The 15,257-nt window shown below is 72.0% G+C and carries 15 protein-coding genes and 2 pseudogenes; 7 read left to right on the forward strand and 10 right to left on the reverse strand.

The genetic code is table 11. The features are described 5' to 3' along the window. Positions 1-39 precede the first annotated feature (39 nt). Both RLT59_RS15465 and RLT59_RS15470 read left to right on the forward strand, forming a co-directional pair. Positions 40-879 carry an ABC transporter ATP-binding protein gene (locus RLT59_RS15465; protein ID WP_311303933.1) on the forward strand — a complete coding sequence of 280 codons (840 nt, stop codon included), beginning with the start codon at positions 40-42 and terminating at the stop codon, positions 877-879. Continuing rightward, complete coding sequence (locus RLT59_RS15470) at positions 876-2,543, forward strand: transporter (RefSeq protein ID WP_311303934.1); 1,668 nt, start codon at positions 876-878, stop codon at positions 2,541-2,543. The genes RLT59_RS15465 and RLT59_RS15470 overlap by 4 nt, the downstream gene beginning before the upstream one ends. Before the next feature lie 63 nt (positions 2,544-2,606). On the opposite strand, the gene RLT59_RS15475 is transcribed toward RLT59_RS15470, so the two are convergent. Beyond that, positions 2,607-3,518, reverse strand: coding sequence for an alpha/beta fold hydrolase (locus RLT59_RS15475; protein WP_311303935.1), 912 nt, complete (start codon positions 3,516-3,518; stop codon positions 2,607-2,609). A gap of 508 nt (positions 3,519-4,026) precedes the next feature. Beyond that, positions 4,027-4,719 (reverse strand): iron-dependent transcriptional repressor DtxR, encoded by a 693-nt coding sequence (locus RLT59_RS15480; protein ID WP_073732829.1) that lies wholly within the window; start codon positions 4,717-4,719, stop codon positions 4,027-4,029. Between the two features lie 208 nt (positions 4,720-4,927). On the opposite strand from RLT59_RS15480, the gene RLT59_RS15485 reads away from it, so the two are divergent. Beyond that, positions 4,928-5,683: an SIS domain-containing protein gene (locus tag RLT59_RS15485; RefSeq protein ID WP_311303936.1), complete on the forward strand. Its 756-nt coding sequence runs from the start codon at positions 4,928-4,930 to the stop codon at positions 5,681-5,683. A 79-nt stretch (positions 5,684-5,762) separates the two neighbouring features. Here the strand turns inward: RLT59_RS15485 and RLT59_RS15490 are convergent. Both RLT59_RS15490 and pdxH read right to left on the reverse strand, forming a co-directional pair. After that, positions 5,763-7,222, reverse strand: a pseudogene (locus RLT59_RS15490) (PAS domain-containing protein). Between the two features lie 359 nt (positions 7,223-7,581). After that, positions 7,582-8,241, reverse strand: coding sequence for a pyridoxamine 5'-phosphate oxidase (gene pdxH, locus RLT59_RS15495; protein WP_311307734.1), 660 nt, complete (start codon positions 8,239-8,241; stop codon positions 7,582-7,584). 225 nt (positions 8,242-8,466) lie between these two features. Here pdxH and RLT59_RS15500 point away from each other — a divergent pair, with 225 nt between their 5' ends. Both RLT59_RS15500 and RLT59_RS15505 read left to right on the forward strand, forming a co-directional pair. Next, on the forward strand, positions 8,467-9,576 hold the full coding sequence (locus tag RLT59_RS15500) for a citrate synthase 2 (RefSeq protein ID WP_311303938.1): 1,110 nt from the start codon (positions 8,467-8,469) through the stop codon (positions 9,574-9,576). Between the two features lie 172 nt (positions 9,577-9,748). Continuing rightward, on the forward strand, positions 9,749-10,414 hold the full coding sequence (locus RLT59_RS15505) for a hypothetical protein (protein WP_311303939.1): 666 nt from the start codon (positions 9,749-9,751) through the stop codon (positions 10,412-10,414). Positions 10,415-10,469: 55 nt separating this feature from the next. On the opposite strand, the pseudogene RLT59_RS15510 reads toward RLT59_RS15505, so the two are convergent. Then, a pseudogene (locus tag RLT59_RS15510) lies at positions 10,470-10,724 on the reverse strand (beta/gamma crystallin domain-containing protein); the annotation flags it as partial. 75 nt (positions 10,725-10,799) lie between these two features. After that, positions 10,800-11,252: a VOC family protein gene (locus tag RLT59_RS15515; RefSeq protein ID WP_311303940.1), complete on the reverse strand. Its 453-nt coding sequence runs from the start codon at positions 11,250-11,252 to the stop codon at positions 10,800-10,802. 78 nt (positions 11,253-11,330) lie between these two features. Here RLT59_RS15515 and RLT59_RS15520 point away from each other — a divergent pair, with 78 nt between their 5' ends. After that, positions 11,331-11,642, forward strand: coding sequence for a transposase (locus tag RLT59_RS15520; RefSeq protein WP_311303941.1), 312 nt, complete (start codon positions 11,331-11,333; stop codon positions 11,640-11,642). After that, positions 11,639-12,511, forward strand: a complete 873-nt coding sequence (locus tag RLT59_RS15525; RefSeq protein ID WP_311303942.1) for an IS3 family transposase — start codon at positions 11,639-11,641, stop codon at positions 12,509-12,511. Before RLT59_RS15520 ends, RLT59_RS15525 begins: the two co-directional genes overlap by 4 nt. Positions 12,512-12,759: 248 nt before the next feature. Here RLT59_RS15525 and RLT59_RS15530 read toward each other — a convergent pair whose 3' ends face one another. From RLT59_RS15530 to RLT59_RS15545, 4 genes are all read right to left on the reverse strand, one after another. After that, on the reverse strand, positions 12,760-13,302 hold the full coding sequence (locus RLT59_RS15530; protein WP_311303943.1) for a GNAT family N-acetyltransferase: 543 nt from the start codon (positions 13,300-13,302) through the stop codon (positions 12,760-12,762). A 53-nt stretch (positions 13,303-13,355) separates the two neighbouring features. Continuing rightward, positions 13,356-13,712, reverse strand: coding sequence for a DoxX family protein (locus RLT59_RS15535; RefSeq protein ID WP_311303944.1), 357 nt, complete (start codon positions 13,710-13,712; stop codon positions 13,356-13,358). 131 nt (positions 13,713-13,843) lie between these two features. Further along, positions 13,844-14,437: a TetR/AcrR family transcriptional regulator gene (locus RLT59_RS15540; protein WP_073732849.1), complete on the reverse strand. Its 594-nt coding sequence runs from the start codon at positions 14,435-14,437 to the stop codon at positions 13,844-13,846. Beyond that, entirely contained in the window at positions 14,425-15,168 is a 744-nt protein-coding gene (locus tag RLT59_RS15545) for an enoyl-CoA hydratase family protein (RefSeq protein ID WP_311303945.1), read from the reverse strand. The genes RLT59_RS15540 and RLT59_RS15545 overlap by 13 nt, the downstream gene beginning before the upstream one ends. Between the last annotated feature and the right edge of the window lie 89 nt (positions 15,169-15,257).

Here is a 15,257-nt window from a genome sequence, read left to right on the forward strand (position 1 = left end):
GGTGGCCCCCACACACGGGGACTTCGAAGGGCGTGCACGATGCCGGACCGGCGCGACACCGACAGGACAGCCAGGGCAGAGCAGGCGGCCGACGTGGAATCGCCGCGGGTGACACCGCCCGCGGTGCGCGTGGAGGGGCTCTGGAAACGGTTCGGGGAGCAGACGGCGGTGGCCGGAATCGATCTGGAGCTGCCCGCGGGCAAGTTCATCGGTCTGGTCGGCCCCAACGGCGCGGGCAAGACCACCACCCTGTCCATGGTCACCGGGCTGCTCCGCCCCGACATGGGCCGGATCGAGGTCGGCGGCCGGGACGTCTGGCGCGATCCGGTCGAGGTGAAGTCCCGGATCGGCGTACTGCCCGAGGGCCTGCGGCTCTTCGAGCGCCTCTCGGGGCGTGAACTGCTCGGCTGCACCGGCCGGTTGCGCGGGCTGCCGGGGCCGGAGACGGACAGCCGGGCCACCCAGCTGCTGGACGTGCTGGATCTGGCGGGCGCCCAGCACAAACTGGTCGTCGACTACTCGACCGGCATGCGGAAGAAGATCGGGCTCGCGGCGGCGCTGCTGCACAACCCCGAAGTGCTCTTCCTGGACGAGCCGTTCGAAGGCGTCGACCCGGTCTCCGCACAGACCATCCGCAAGGTGCTGGAGCGCTACACCCGCTCCGGGGCGACCGTCATCTTCTCCAGCCATGTGATGGAGCTTGTCGAGTCGCTGTGCGACTGGGTGGCCGTGATGGCGGCGGGCAGCATCAGGTCCCAGGGCACCCTGGAGCAGGTGCGCGGGGACGCGCCCACGCTCCAGGACGCGTTCCTGGAGCTCGTCGGCGCGGGCGGCCGCGACGACGGCGACGCCCTGGACTGGCTGGGCGGTGCCCGATGAGCGTGCTCGACACCCCGGCGGGATCCGGGCCCCGGGCGGCCGCCGCGGGCGCCCCGGCCGGTATGGGCGGTACGGCCCTGGTCCCCGTCTTCGTCCGGCTGAAGCTGTCGCTGCTGCGCAACGGGCTGCGGCAGTCCTCGGGGCGGCGGGCCGCCTACATCGCGTCCGTCGTGGTCACCCTGCTGATCGCCGCGGGCCAGCTCATCGGACTGATCGCGCTGCGCGGCAACGCCCACGCGGAATCGCTCGTGGTGCTGCTGGCCGAGGTGGTGGCGCTCGGCTGGGCCGTGATGCCGCTGTTCTTCTCCGACGGGGACGAGACCCTCGACCCGAGCCGTCTGGTGATGCTGCCGCTGCGGCCGAGGCCCCTGATCACCGCGCTGCTGACGTCCTCGCTGGTCGGTATCGGCCCGCTGTTCACGCTCTGCCTGACCGCCGGTTCGGTGGTCGCGCTGGCCCACGGTGCGGGCGCGACCGTGTTCGCGGTCCTTGCCGCCCCGCTCACCCTGCTGGTCTGCGTGGCGCTGGCGCGGGCCGTCGCCACGGCCAACAGCCGGCTGCTGACGTCCCGCAAGGGCCGCGATCTGGCGGTCCTCAGCGGGCTGGTGATCGCCGTGGGCATCCAGGCCGTCAACTTCGGCGCGCAGCGGCTCGGCCAGGCCGGCGGCCTCTCCGCGCTGGACCCGGCGGCGGAGGTGGTGCGCTGGCTGCCGCCCGCTTCGGCCATCGGCTCCGTGCACTCCGCGTCCCAGGGCTCGTACGGCCGGGCCGCCGTTCAGCTGCTGCTCTCCGTGGCGGCGCCGGCCCTGCTGGTGTGGCTGTGGCAGCGCAGCCTGGTGAAGCTGATGACGGCGCCGGACGGCTCGACGCTCGCCGCGGCCGAGCCGAACCGGCCGAAGTCCGGCTCGCGCGGCGCCTGCATCTGGGCGCTGTTCCCGGAAGGGCGCACCGGCACGGTGATGCAGCGCAGCCTGCGCTATGTGGCCCGGGACCCGAAGACCAAGGCGGCGTGGGTGACGGCGCTGGCGATCGGGCTCATCGTGCCGCTGCTCAACGCCTTGCAGGGCACCGGCTCCGTCTACTTCGCCTGCTTCGCCGCCGGGATGCTCGGCATCCAGATGTACAACCAGTTCGGGCAGGACACCTCCGCGTTCTGGATGGTGGCCATGACGATCTCCTCGACCCGGGACGCGTACCTGGAGGTGCGGGCGCGGGCACTGGCCCTGCTGCTGATCACCCTTCCGTACACGGTCCTGGTGACGGTGCTGACCTGTGCGCTGCTCGGGGACTGGCAGCAGCTGCCGGGGGTCATGGGGCTGTCGTTCGCGCTGCTGGGCGCGATGCTGGCGACGGGCGCGGTGGCCTCCGCGAATCTGCCGTACTCGATCCCGCAGGACGGCGCGTTCAAGAACGTGGCGCCGGGGCAGGCCGGGCTCGCCTGGATGTCGATCTTCGGCGGCATGGTCTCGGCGGCGCTGCTGTGCGCCCCGGTGATCGCCGCGACGATCTGGCTGCGGGTCTCGGGTGCGCAGGAGTGGCTGTGGGTGCTGCTGCCGGCGGGTGCGGTGTACGGGGCGCTGATCGCCTGGGCCGGGCTGCGGGTGGCGGCGCCCCGGACCGCGGACCGGCTGCCGGAGATCCTGGCCGCGGTCAGCAAGGGGTGACGGGGGCGGGGTGAGGGCCGGGGCGGAAGGGGCGGGGCGGGGCGGGGCGGGGCGGGCGGAAGGTTACGGAGCCACCGGCTCGCGGTCGTCCTTGTCGTCCCGGTCGTCCCGGTCCTCCTCCGCCAGCTGCTCCAGGAAGGGTTCGACCGCGGCCCGCCAGCCCTCGGGCTGGTCGTAGTGGACGAGGTGTCCGGCGTCGGCCACCTCCGCGTACTGCCCGCGCGGCAGCACCCGGACCATCTCCTGAGCCTCCGCCCGGCCCAGCTCGCCGTCCAGCCCGCGGAGCACCAGGGTCGGGCAGCCGACCTGGGCCAGCTCCTCCCAGTGCGCCTCGAACACCCAGGTGGCGCGGGACTGGAGCATCTGGCGGCGGGAGAAGACGGGCCGCCAGCCGTCGGCGCTCTCAGCCATCACCTCGGCGTAGAACTCACCGCGCGAGGGGTTGGGCCGCTCCACCCAGGGGTCGTCCTCCCCGAACCACTTCCGCACGTCGGACAGTGTCGCGAACGGCACCGGCCAGGACCTGAACCAGTCCTCCCACTCCCGCTGCGAGGCCGCACCCAGTGCGGAGGCCCGCATGTCGCAGATGACCAGTGCCCGGACGAGATCGGGGCGCTTGGCGGCGAGCTGCCAGGCGGTGAGCGCTCCCATGGCGTGTCCGACGAGGGTGACGGGGCCGAGGTCGAGCTGTTCGATCGCGGCCTCGGCGTCACTGACGTACGCCTCGCGCGTGTACGGGCCCTCTGCGGGCTTCTCGCTACGGCCGTGGCCCCGCTGGTCGAGGCCGACCGCGCGGTGCCGCTCGGCGAGCCAGCGGGTGGTGGAGGCCCAGTGCGAGGCCCGGCCCATCAGCCCGTGGAGCAATAAGACGCCGGGGGCGCGTTCGCTCTCCGCGCGCTCCTTGGGCGGATCCGTGAACTCCCAGGCCGCGAGGCGTACGCCGTCGGTTCCGGTCACATCGATGCGCCGCACCATAGTTCTGGCACCCCCTTCTGGTCCCTCGATCACCGTGTGGTCGCGTACCAGCAGACTATCGAACTCTTATTCGAAAACCGGGTTCCGGCACACAACACCGCTCGTTCGAGTGACCGCTTCCAAGGATTGACGTCGGCCGCGGAGGGGAGATCTTCTCCGGGAGGCGGGCCACTCGGGGATGAGGGCCCGCAGGGACCGACCTGAAGAGCTCGGGGCTCCAGGTCGGAAGCAGGGGAGGACAGGCCCCGGTGCCGTGAGGCACCGGGGCCATCCGCCGTTCACGGGGCCCCGGAGCGGGGCCGGAAGCAGGCGTGGGCTCGCGTCCCTTCCGGTGCGCGGGCCGGACACGCACAGACGACGGGCGCATACCCTGCTCCCCTCCCCGACCGCGCGGCCGGGCGGCGGACACTCTCAGGTAATCCCACCGGCACAGCCTGGCACGCGAACCCTCCGGGCGCTGCTGTTCCGTACGGAAAGACGGAAGTGGAGGGGTCCGGGAGCGGAGGAGTCAGCGCTTGGCGACGAAGACGTGCGACGCCACCTCCGAGTCCAGCTCCGCCGCCTCCCCGCTGCTGCCGACCAGCACCCCGCCGGGCGACTCCGTCACGCTGACCACGGAACCGGGCTGCACGCCCGCCCGCCGCAGCGTGTACATCAGCTGGGCGTCCGTCTGGATCGGCTCACCGATCCGGCGGACCACCACGGTCTTGCCCTCGGCGCCCGGGTCGAGATCCGAGAGGCTCACCATGCCCTCGTCGAGGAACGGATCGGCCTCGGCCTTCTCGCCCAGCTCCTCAAGACCGGGGATCGGATTCCCGTACGGGGACTCCGTCGGGTGGCGCAGCAGCTCCAGCACCCGCCGCTCCACGGCCTCGCTCATCACGTGTTCCCAGCGACAGGCCTCGGCGTGGACCTGCTCCCACTCCAGGCCGATCACGTCGACCAGCAGGCACTCCGCGAGCCGGTGCTTGCGCATCACCCGCGTCGCCAGCCGGCGCCCTTCGTCCGTCAGCTCCAGATGGCGGTCGCCCGCGACCTGAACCAGGCCGTCGCGCTCCATGCGGGCCACCGTCTGGCTGACCGTCGGACCGCTCTGGTCCAGCCGTTCCGCGATCCGGGCGCGCATGGGGACCACGCCTTCCTCTTCAAGTTCGAGGATGGTGCGGAGATACATCTCCGTTGTGTCGATCAGTCCGGACATTCGTGCCCCTCGATGCAATCGTGCGCTGGCCCTCACCCAATTCTGACGCATACCGCTGACAACCGTGCCTCGTCGGTCCGATGCGGCCCATCGGACCTGGCCGCGCGAGCTCCGTGCGGTATTGACATGTCACTGGTCCAGACCGCAACGTGATCGGCGGTACGGACGCCCCTGGTCACCTCCACCCCGCCGGAAAGGCCCTCCTCAGATGAGCGAAAGCAAGCTTGCCGGTCAGTTCTTCGACGCAGCGATCGGCCTGCTGGAGCGGGTGCGCGACGAGGAGTCCGGCAACATCGCGGCAGCCGGTGCGGCCATCGCGGACACCGTGGAGGCCGGGGGCCGGCTCTTCGCCTTCGGCGCCGGGCACTCCTCGCTCGCCGCCCAGGACGTCGTCTACCGGGCGGGCGGCCTCGCCCTGATGAACCTGATGGCCGTCCCCGGCGCGCTCGGGGTCGACGTCATGCCCGCGACCCTGGGCTCCGCGCTGGAGCGGGTCGGCGGCCTCGCGGGCGCGGTCCTCGACTCCAGCCCCGCGAAGCCGGGCGACGTGCTGGTGATCATCTCGCTGTCCGGGCGCAACGCGCTGCCGGTGGAGATGGCGATGAACGCGCGTGCGCTGGGCCTGAAGGTCATCGGCGTCACCTCGGTCGCGTACGCGGAAGGCACCCGGTCCCGGCACAGCTCGGGCGGCTTCCTGCGGGACCACTGCGACATCGTGCTGGACAGCAAGATCGCGATCGGTGACGCGGAGCTGAACGTCGACGGGATCGAGGCGCCGTTCGCGCCCGCCTCCACGGTGGTCACCAGTGCGGTGATGCAGGCGATGATGGCGGCGGCGGCGGAGCGGCTGCTGGAGCGGGGCGTGGAGCCGCCGTTGCTGCGGTCCGGGAACGTCGACGGCGGGCACGAGTGGAACGGGCGCGTGATGGCGCAGTACGCGGACCGGATCTTCTACCGGCACTGACCGCCCGGCGGCGGGTGAGCGGGGCCGCCGGTGAGCGGGGCCCGCGAGGTGAGCGCCCACCCCGGCGGCGGTTCCGTCCTCAAACGCCGGACGGGCTGGAATTGCCGGAGCCGCCGGACGGGCTGGGGTTGCCGGAGTCGGCGGCCCTCAGCGCCTTGTACAGGTCCACCGATGCCGCGACGCGGTCCGCCACGCTTTCCGCGTACACCGCGTCCGGGCGTTCGAAGGCGGCACGGTGGGCCGAGCGCAGGAACGTCACCACGCCCAGCGTCCGGCCCCGGCTCCGCAGCACCGCGCACAGGGCGTGCACCGAATCGGCCGGCCACTGCCGCCCCGTCGCCCACTCCCCCGCCTCCCCGGCCCCCGCCGTGGCCCGTACCGAGCCCGTGCGGTCCACCGCCTGGAGGGCGGGGTGGCCGGGTGCGTACCGCAGCGGGATGCCGCCACCGGCCACCGGCAGGCACGGCCCCGGCGCGTCCGACGGGGTCGCGGCCGCGCGGACCAGCCGCTCCCCCGCCACCAGGTCGATCAGCGCGTGGTCCGCGAAGCCCGCGAGCGCGTAGTCGAGCGAGGTGGTCGCCGCCTCCATCGGGTCCTCGCACTCGGCCGCGGAGCGCGAGGCGCGGTGCAGCTGGTTCGAGCGGAAGCGCGCCCGGTCCGCGTCCTGGGCGGCGAGCTTCGACTCCGTGATGTCCTGGAACAGCCAGCCGACGCCCAGCGGCACCGGCTCCTCCGCGAGCGGCGAGGCCAGCCGCATGAAGCCGCTGCGCCAGCAGCGCCGCCGGCTGCCCTCCGCCGTCCGCAGCGTCACCCACAGCTCGACCGGGGCGGGCGGCTCCCCGGCGGCCAGCACGTGCTGGAGCGCGCCCTCCAGGTCCTCCACGCCCTGCACGATCAGCTCGCCCAGCGGCCGCCCCAGCAGGGCCGTGCGGCCGCCGCCCAGCGCGCGGGCGGCGTGGGCGTTGACGACGGTCGGCCGCAGGTCCACATCGACGAGGACCACCCCCCACGACGCGTCCCCGAACAGCGCCTCGCTCAGCGCGATGGCCCGCTCCAGATCGATCTGCGCGTGGACCTCGCTGAACGCGCAGTACACCCCGGCCGGCTTCCCGTCCGCGCCACGCACCCCGGCCGACTGGGTCCGCACCAGCACCCGGCCGCCGTCCTTGCGCAGCAGCGCGAACTCGTGCACCTGCCGCCCCGGCCCGTCCATGACGGCCATCAGCCGCCCCTGGACCTCGCCCGCGTCCGCCCGCCGCACGGCCCATCCGGCGAACCCGGGTCTCCCGACGGCCTCCGCCGCGGACCAGCCGAGAATCCGCTCGGCCTCGCGGTTCCAGTGGGTGACGGTGCCGCCCGCGTCGAAGGCGCAGAGCGCGGCGTCCATTCCGTCGAGCAGGGCCGCCAGCAGCTCGGACCCGGGAATCGCCGCGGGCCGTCCGCCTGCGCCTCCGGGGGCGCCGGGGGCTCCTGCCGTCCCTCCGGGCCTTCCTCGGGCCCGAGAGCGTCGGTGGTTCCGCTGCTCCTGGAAGCACTCATCCCCGTACCCCCTGCAGGACGTGTCCGGCATTACTGCACGTCAGACCATTGAACTCGAACGTGACCCAGCACACAGCGACTTCACCGAAATCAATGACGCGGATAATTCGGTTGTGCGGCCCCCGGGGCGGTTTCTAGGCTGTGGGTACACATGAAGGGAGGTGCTCCGGAAGTGATTTCTTTTCGGACTCGTGAGGTGACTGCGGGCTGACGCCCGTCGTCGCACTCTTGCAGTGCAGGGCCGGTCGCCGGCCAATCCCAAGCAGTCACCGACCCGCAGGCTCGCCGGTCAGTCCGGCCGGCCCCTCCGCAAGGAGGGTCCAGAGCCTGCGGGTTTCTGCGTGTCCGGGGGCGGCGTCCTACGGGCTCAGCCGCTCGACGCGCCACGCGGCCCCGCTGTCGGCGGCCCCGTCCACCCCGTCCGCGTCCTCGCGTACGTAGCGCAGCCGGTCGTGCAGCCGGTTCTCGTGGCCCTGCCAGAACTCGATCGTGGCCGGGACGACCCGGAAGCCGCCCCAGTGCGGGGGCGCCGGGATCCGTTCGCCCTCCGGGTAGCGGGCCGACAGCTCCTCGTAGCGCCGCACCAGCTCCTCGCGGGAGCCGATCACCGAGGACTGGTCGCTCGCCCAGGCGCCGAGCTGGGAGCCGTGCGGGCGGGTGCGGAAGTAGGCGGCCGTCTCCTCGCGGTCGACGCGGGCCGCGCTGCCGGTGACGATGACCTGGCGGGCCAGCGGGTGCCAGGGGAAGAGCAGCGACACGCGCGGGTTGGCGGCCAGCTCGCGGCCCTTGCGGGACTCGTAGTTGGTGAAGAAGACGAAGCCGCGCTCGTCGTACATCTTCAGCAGCACCGTCCGGGAGGACGGCACGCCGTCGGGCGTCGCCGTGGACACGACCATGGCGTTCGGCTCGTGCAGCATCCCGCCTGCGGCGATCTGCCGGAACCAGCGGGCGAACTGCCGCATGGGGTCCGTGGCCAGATCGTCCTCGGAGAAGCTCTCGGAACGGTACTGCTCGCGCATCGCGGCCGGATCGGTGGTGGAATCGAAGGAGGAATCTGCGGTGGACACACGCTCATCCTGCCGCAGCGGCCGAGTCTGCCCGGCGAGGAGGGCCGTCAACCGTTCCGGGAGAGAACGGGGAGCTGTGCCGGATGTCACGCTTCCCGGTCACGTCGGAACCCGCCAATATCGTGGGGCGGGCCGTTCGCGGCCCGCCCGCAGCCGCCGATCCGAGGGAGCCGCCTGATGTCCGACTTCGTACCCGGACTCGAAGGAGTCGTCGCGTTCGAAACGGAGATCGCCGAACCCGACAAGGAAGGCGGTTCGCTCCGCTACCGAGGGGTCGACATCGAGGATCTCGTCGGCCACGTGTCGTTCGGCAACGTCTGGGGGCTGCTGGTCGACGGGGCGTTCAACCCCGGCCTGCCGCCCGCGGAGCCGTTCCCGATCCCGGTCCACTCCGGTGACATCCGGGTGGACGTGCAGTCCGCGCTGGCGATGCTCGCCCCCGTGTGGGGCCTGAAACCCCTCCTGGACATCGACGAGGAGACCGCGCGCAACGACCTCGCGCGGGCCGCCGTCATGGCGCTCTCGTACGTCGCCCAGTCGGCGCGCGGGCAGGGGGTGCCGATGGTCCCGCAGAGCGAGATCGACAAGGCCGGGTCCGTCGTCGAACGGTTCATGATCCGCTGGCGCGGCGAGCCCGACCCCCGCCATGTGAAAGCCGTGGACGCGTACTGGACGTCCGCAGCCGAGCACGGCATGAACGCCTCGACGTTCACCGCCCGCGTCATCGCCTCCACCGGCGCCGACGTGGCGGCCGCACTGTCCGGCGCGGTGGGGGCCATGTCGGGCCCGCTGCACGGCGGCGCGCCGTCCCGCGTCCTCGGCATGATCGAGGAGATCGAGCGGACCGGGGACGCCACCGCGTACGTCAAGAAGGCCCTGAACAAGGGCGAACGCCTGATGGGCTTCGGGCACCGCGTCTACCGCGCGGAGGACCCCCGCGCCCGCGTGCTGCGGCGCACGGCAGAGGAGTTGGGCGCGCCGCGCTTCGAGGTGGCGCAGGCGCTGGAGAAGGCCGCGCTGGAGGAGCTGCACGCCCGGCGCCCGGACCGGGTGCTGGCGACGAACGTGGAGTTCTGGGCGGCGATCATGCTGGACTTCGCGGAGGTGCCGGCGCACATGTTCACGTCGATGTTCACGTGTGCCCGTACGGCGGGCTGGTCGGCGCACATCCTGGAGCAGAAGCGGACGGGCCGCCTGGTGCGGCCCTCGGCCACGTACACCGGTCCGGGGACGCGCAGCCCGCGGGAGATCCCGGGGTTCGATCAGCTGGCGGACCTGGGCAACTGAGAGGTGCTGGGGCGGTCCGGCGGCAGAGCCGGGCCGCCCGTCGGCGCGCCGAGCCGTGCCGCACCCGTCGCATTCCTGTGGCATGCCTGTGTCATTCCCGACCCATTCTGAGATGCGTCTGCTGAACGCACCAGCTGTCGTACCGGCAGCTCTCACTGCCAGTTAGGTCGAGATGACATACAAGGGACGCATCTTCTTCGCAGCCGCTCTCGCCACCATGGGGCTCGGGCTCACCGCATGCAGTGACGGCGACGACTCGGCGGCGGCACCGGACTCGCCGTCGGCGTCCGCCCCCGCGTCGGCCGACCCGGCGGCGTCCGACTCGGCGGCGGCGGACCCGAGCAGCCCCGCCGCGGACCCCGGCGACGACGGTGCCGCCCCGGCCGGTGACGTCACCGCGCCGGGCACGAAGCTCAAGGTCGGTGAGAAGGCGGTGCTGCCGTTCAAGTACGGGACCGACAAGAAGGGCACCATCGCGGTGACCGTCACGGCGATCGAGAAGGGCGCGGAGGCCGACATGGCCGGATTCGGCGCGAAGGCGAAGGGCATGACGCCCTACTACATCCGTATGAAGGTGGAGAACGTCGGCGGTACCGACCTCTCGTACGCCTCGTTGAAGCTGCGCGGCGAGCTGGCCGACGGCGGCCCCACGGGCATCGTCCTCATCGGTGACCTCCCGGGCAAGTGCGATAACGACACCGCGCCGCGCGACTTCACCAAGAAGGGCGCGTCGTACGAGACCTGCTCGCTCAGCGCCACGAAGACCACGCCCATCGCGGCCGCCTCGTTCGACGAGGGCGACGCGTACAGCGACAGCCCGGTCCTCTGGACCAGCTGACCCCGTTCCCACGTCCGCGCGCCGGGCATCTCGTCCCCGACGACATGCCCGGCCGACGGCTGCCCGCCTTCGGGAACGTGATGTCGGTCCACCGGTTGGTGCGCACCGAGTCGCCGTTCGCGTCGTAGTAGGTGAGGTCGTAGTTGCCCGTCGAGATGCGGTCGACCCACCAACTGCCGACGCCGGTACGGCCCTTGTTGGCGTAGCAGTCCACGCTGGTACGGCCGTCCAGGTGGGACCAGATCTTCAGGAAGTTCTCCCCGCCGCGGCACTCGACGTGGTCGATGGCGAAGGCGTTGCTCGTGGGCATGACCACTTCACGAAGATCGCCCAGGGTGGCTGCATATGGCAATCACCCACAACCCACCGGTCCGGAAATGGACCCTTAAATATCCAGATCGAGACGTGAGGGAGCTTTGCCGGCTTTCCAGGAGTTGGACCAGTTCCTGGTGGAGAGCACCAGGAGATATCCGTCCGGGTCCTGGACGGTCACGCCCCAGGTGTCCCAGTACGGATTGTGCGCGGACACCCGCTTGCCGCCGTGCTGTTCGAGCCGCTCCAGCAGGGAGTCCGGTACCGGTTCGCCGAGGTAGACGACCAGCAGGTCCTCCGGGGTGGGGCGCGGCTCGGTGGGGGCGGCGGGGTCGTGGACGAGTTCGAGGTGCCAGGCTGCGTCGGGCCACCCGACCATCAGCAGCGAGTGCAGGCCCGGAGTGCCGTCGGCCTCGTGCCGGTAGAGGACGTCGAGCCCGAGCCCGGAGACCCAGAAGCGTTCCGCCGCCCGGAGGTCGCGGGAGGGGCGGGCGATGCGAATGTGCGCCGTGGCGTCGACCGGCATGGGGCAGCCTCCTGGTGTGCTTGATCCGCTTTGACGGACATCCGAGATCAGGGGTTCAGCCCCGGGAGGATGTCCATCATGGAGAGCATAGGGAAGAAGAAGCCTCGCCGCCCTCGTCGTTCGTTCACGCCGGAGTTCAAGGCCGAGATCGTCGATCTGTGCCGACGGGGTGACCGCTCGGTCGGTCAAGTGGCCAAGGACTTCGAATTGACCGAGACCGCGGTGCGGGACTGGGTGAAGCAGGCCGAGGCCGACGGGGGCGAGCGCAACGGGCTGACCAGCAGTGAGCGCGGTGAGCTGGCCGCGTCGCGGCGGGAGAACCGCCGGCTGCGCGAGGATGTCGACGTCCTCAAGCGGGCCACAGCTTTCTTCGCGAAGGAGACCCGGTGACGGTGCACCCGTTCATCGAGGCGGAGAAGCGTGCAGGTCACAGCGTCAAACGGGCGTGTGAGCTGATGAAGGTCTCCCGAACCGCCTTCTGTGCCCGCCGCTCCGGCCTGCCCGGCCCCCGGGCGGTGCGGGATGCCGAGCTGACCGAGCAGATCACCGCAGTCCATGCGAGATCGCGCGGAACCTACGGGGCCCCGCGCGTGCACGCCGTGCTCAAGCGCGAGGGCGCCGGGTGCGGCCGTCGTCGTGTCGCACGACTGATGGGGTCCGCCGGGCTGCAGGGCCGGCACCGCCGCCGACGGTACGTGACCACGGTCCCCGATCCCAAGGCTGCCTTGCGTCCCGACCTCATCGTCCGGGACTTCCAGCCCGGCCGCACCGGGCTCGACACCCGCTGGTGCGGCGACATCACCTACATCCCGACCGATGAGGGCTGGCTCTATCTGGCCACGGTCATCGACATCGCCTCCCGGCGCGTGGTCGGCTGGGCAACCGCCGATCACCTGCGAACCGATCTTGTTGCCGAGGCGCTGACAGCCGCCTGCCGGCAGCGTCGCCCCACCGGTTCCGTGATCTTCCACTCGGACCGCGGCTGTCAATGCACCAGTCAGCAATTCGCCTCCCTGGCAGCCCAGTTCGGGGTCCGGCTGTCGGTCGGCCGCACCGGTCAGTGCTGGGACGACGCGCTCGCGGAGTCGTTTTTCTCGACCATCAAACGGGAACTGCTCGGCACCTCCGCCTGGCCCAGCCGGGCCACCGCCCGCACCGCGATCTTCGATTTCATCGAGGGCTGGTACAACTTGCACCGACTGCACAGCAGCCTCGGCTACCTCAGTCCCGCCGAGTACGAGACCGCACTCGCAGCCTGACCACATACCGATGGTGTCCGTCAAAGCGGAACAAGCTCACCACCACGCCCGGCAGCAGGACGAACACCGTGCCCAGAACGGCCAGCCCCGCCGCCCCGGCCAGCAGAGCCACGGCCGCACGACGCCCGCCCGGCCCGTCGCGCCATGCCCGCCGCCCGCGGTCCGGTTCCCCATGGGCACAGGAGCCTAGGCTCCGCCCGGTAGGCGATCAAGGGGCGGCGCAGTAGGGCGGTGGCGGCCCGTGCCCGTCAGGGGCGGTCCAGGCCCCAGGTCTGGAGGGCGTAGGGCCTGCCCTTCTCCTCGCCCTCGATCAGCGGGATGTCGAGCAGGCTGAAGCCCGCCCGGGTGGCGACCCCGACGCTCGCGGCGTTGTCGGCCTCCAGTTCCAGGATCACCCGGTCCGCGCCCAGCTCCTCGAAGGCGTACCCCGCCATCAGCCGTACCGCCCGTGCGGCCAGGCCGTGGCCGCGGTGGGCGGGGCCGACGGCGTAGCCCAGCTCCGTGCCCTCGGGGGCGCGGCGCAGCATCACCTCGCCGAGCGGGGCGCCGCCGTCCACGGTGATCGCGAGCAGGATGGTCGAGCCCTCCTCCCGCAGGCGCCGGGCCCTGTCCAGGCGGGTCTGGGCGGCCTTCTCGTCGAAGGGCGAGACGATCGGGGTCCAGTGCGCGATGTCGGCGTGGTCGAAGAGGTCCGGCATCGCGGTCAGGTCGGCCTCCGTCCAGTCGCGCAGGACGAGACCCTCCCCCGTCAGCTCGATCCGGGCGGGGAAGGGGGACGTGTTGCTGGTCATGGTGCGGGGCCTCCCTGGCCTGTCGGGACCGAGCAGGATATCCGGGCCCCTCGCTACCAGGCGCCGTGATCGAGCAGCCCCAGCACCAGGACGGCCGCCGCCGTGGCGAGGAACACGATCCCGCCCACGATGTCGCGGGAGCCCACCCGCAGGTGCGCGTAGATCGCGCCGATGAAGTAGAGGATGAGGCCGATGGCGGCGAGGGTGCCCAGGACCGGGACGACGAGTCCGGCCGCCAGCCCCACCGTGCCCGCCGCGAGCAGCGACCCCAGGACCGGGACCCACTTGCGGTCGATGCCCTTCATGTCCGCCTGGGTCTTCGGGTAGTCGTGGCCGATCAGACAGGTGACGGCGGCGGCGCCGTTGAAGACCACGCCGAGGATGGTGAGGGTGAGGTATGCAGCGGACATGGCTTCTCCGATTCAAGGGGTCGAGCACGGCCCGGCGCTCCCCTGCGGGAGGTCGTTTCCCTGAACGACGAAACGGGTGCCGCCAGTTGTGACATCGCCGCCGGACGGGTGGTGCCGCGCCCCGGTCGGCGTCAGCCCAGCGCGTCCTCGATCATCGCCGCCCACTGCGCCACCACGCGGCGGCGGCGGGCCGTGTCGTCGGTGAGGACGTTGGCCAGGCCCAGACCGCGGGCCATGTCCAGGAGGCCCTGGACCGTTTCGCGTACGCCGGGGCGGTTCTCGTCGGCGTGCAGGAGGCCGACCGCGATGCGGTGGGTCTCGCGGCCGACGCGGGCCTCCAGCTCGGTGACGCGGGGGCGGAGCTGCTCCTCGTTGGAGGCGGCGACCCAGAGCTGGAGGGCGGCGCGGAAGAGCGGGCCGGTGTAGAGGTCGACGAGGGCGGCGACGACCGCCGCGCGGTCCTGGTCGGGCAGGGCCCGCAGGGCGGCGGAGCGTTCCTCCGCGACGTACTCGACGGCCGCGGTGAACAGGTCCTCGCGGGTGGGGAAGTGGTGCTGGGCGGCGCCGCGCGAGACCCCGGCGCGTTCCGCGACGACGGAGACGGTGGAGCCCGCCCAGCCGTGTTCGGCCAGGCAGGAGACCGCGGCTTCCAGGAGCCGCATGCGGGTGGCCCGGCTGCGGTCCTGCTTGGGGCCGGGGCTTCTGCCCTGTGTCACCACACCCATGCGGGATCCCGTCGTTCGAGGAAGGCCGTCATCCCCTCCCGGGCCTCCTCGGAGGCGAAGAGTGCCGCGGAGCGGGCGATGAGGTCTTCCGCGTGCTGGTCGAAACTCTCCAGCACACTAGCCGTGACCAGCTCCTTCGATGCCCGCAGCCCCTGCGGGGAGGCCCGGCGCAGCCCGTCGAGTACGGGGGCCAGCGCCTCGTCCACGCCGTCGTCGTCGGCGGCCAGTGTGATGAGGGAGATCCGGGCGGCCTCCGTGGCGTCGAAGCGTTCGCCGGTGAGGTAGTAGCGGGCGGCGGCGCGCGGGTCGAGGCGCGGCAGCAGGGGCATCGAGATCACGGCGGGGGCGAGGCCGAGACGGGACTCGGTGAGCGCGAAGGAGGCGGCAGGCCCGGCCGCCGAGATGTCGCAGGCACCGAGCAGCCCGAGCCCGCCCGCCCGGACGTGGCCGGTGACCCGGGCCACCACCGGTTTGGGCAGCGCGACGATCTGCCGCAGCAGCGCGACGAAGGCCGCCGGGTCCGCGGGGGCGGTCAGGTCGGCGCCCGCGCAGAAGGTGTTGCCGGTGTGGGTGAGGACGACGGCCCGTACGGTGTCGTCGGCGGCACAGGCGCCCAGCGCCACCGTCAACTCCCCGACCAGCCCCGCGCTCAGCGCGTTGCGGTTGGCCGGGGAGTCCAGGGTGAGGGTGGTGATGCCGCGCTCGTGGGTGGGGGCGGCGAGCTGGCTCATCGGGTTGCTCTCCTTCTGCCGTGCCACGGAGGACCGTCGGGACGAGCGTGGCAGCAGGACGAAGAACAATCAAGCACGCTTGCATGATT

The sequence above is a fragment of the Streptomyces sp. ITFR-6 genome (genome assembly GCF_031844725.1).
Classification (GTDB): domain Bacteria; phylum Actinomycetota; class Actinomycetes; order Streptomycetales; family Streptomycetaceae; genus Streptomyces.

Excerpts from the sequence above, each read along its gene's own strand:
- RLT59_RS15465 (WP_311303933.1), top strand. The coding sequence starts at position 40 with ATGCCGGACCGGCGCGACACCGACAGGACAGCCAGGGCAGAGCAGGCG.
- RLT59_RS15470 (WP_311303934.1), top strand. The coding sequence starts at position 876 with ATGAGCGTGCTCGACACCCCGGCGGGATCCGGGCCCCGGGCGGCCGCC.
- RLT59_RS15475 (WP_311303935.1), bottom strand. The coding sequence starts at position 3,518 with ATGGTGCGGCGCATCGATGTGACCGGAACCGACGGCGTACGCCTCGCG.
- RLT59_RS15480 (WP_073732829.1), bottom strand. The coding sequence starts at position 4,719 with ATGTCCGGACTGATCGACACAACGGAGATGTATCTCCGCACCATCCTC.
- RLT59_RS15485 (WP_311303936.1), top strand. The coding sequence starts at position 4,928 with ATGAGCGAAAGCAAGCTTGCCGGTCAGTTCTTCGACGCAGCGATCGGC.
- pdxH (WP_311307734.1), bottom strand. The coding sequence starts at position 8,241 with ATGCGCGAGCAGTACCGTTCCGAGAGCTTCTCCGAGGACGATCTGGCC.
- RLT59_RS15500 (WP_311303938.1), top strand. The coding sequence starts at position 8,467 with ATGTCCGACTTCGTACCCGGACTCGAAGGAGTCGTCGCGTTCGAAACG.
- RLT59_RS15505 (WP_311303939.1), top strand. The coding sequence starts at position 9,749 with ATGACATACAAGGGACGCATCTTCTTCGCAGCCGCTCTCGCCACCATG.
- RLT59_RS15515 (WP_311303940.1), bottom strand. The coding sequence starts at position 11,252 with ATGCCGGTCGACGCCACGGCGCACATTCGCATCGCCCGCCCCTCCCGC.
- RLT59_RS15520 (WP_311303941.1), top strand. The coding sequence starts at position 11,331 with ATGGAGAGCATAGGGAAGAAGAAGCCTCGCCGCCCTCGTCGTTCGTTC.
- RLT59_RS15530 (WP_311303943.1), bottom strand. The coding sequence starts at position 13,302 with ATGACCAGCAACACGTCCCCCTTCCCCGCCCGGATCGAGCTGACGGGG.
- RLT59_RS15535 (WP_311303944.1), bottom strand. The coding sequence starts at position 13,712 with ATGTCCGCTGCATACCTCACCCTCACCATCCTCGGCGTGGTCTTCAAC.
- RLT59_RS15540 (WP_073732849.1), bottom strand. The coding sequence starts at position 14,437 with ATGGGTGTGGTGACACAGGGCAGAAGCCCCGGCCCCAAGCAGGACCGC.
- RLT59_RS15545 (WP_311303945.1), bottom strand. The coding sequence starts at position 15,168 with ATGAGCCAGCTCGCCGCCCCCACCCACGAGCGCGGCATCACCACCCTC.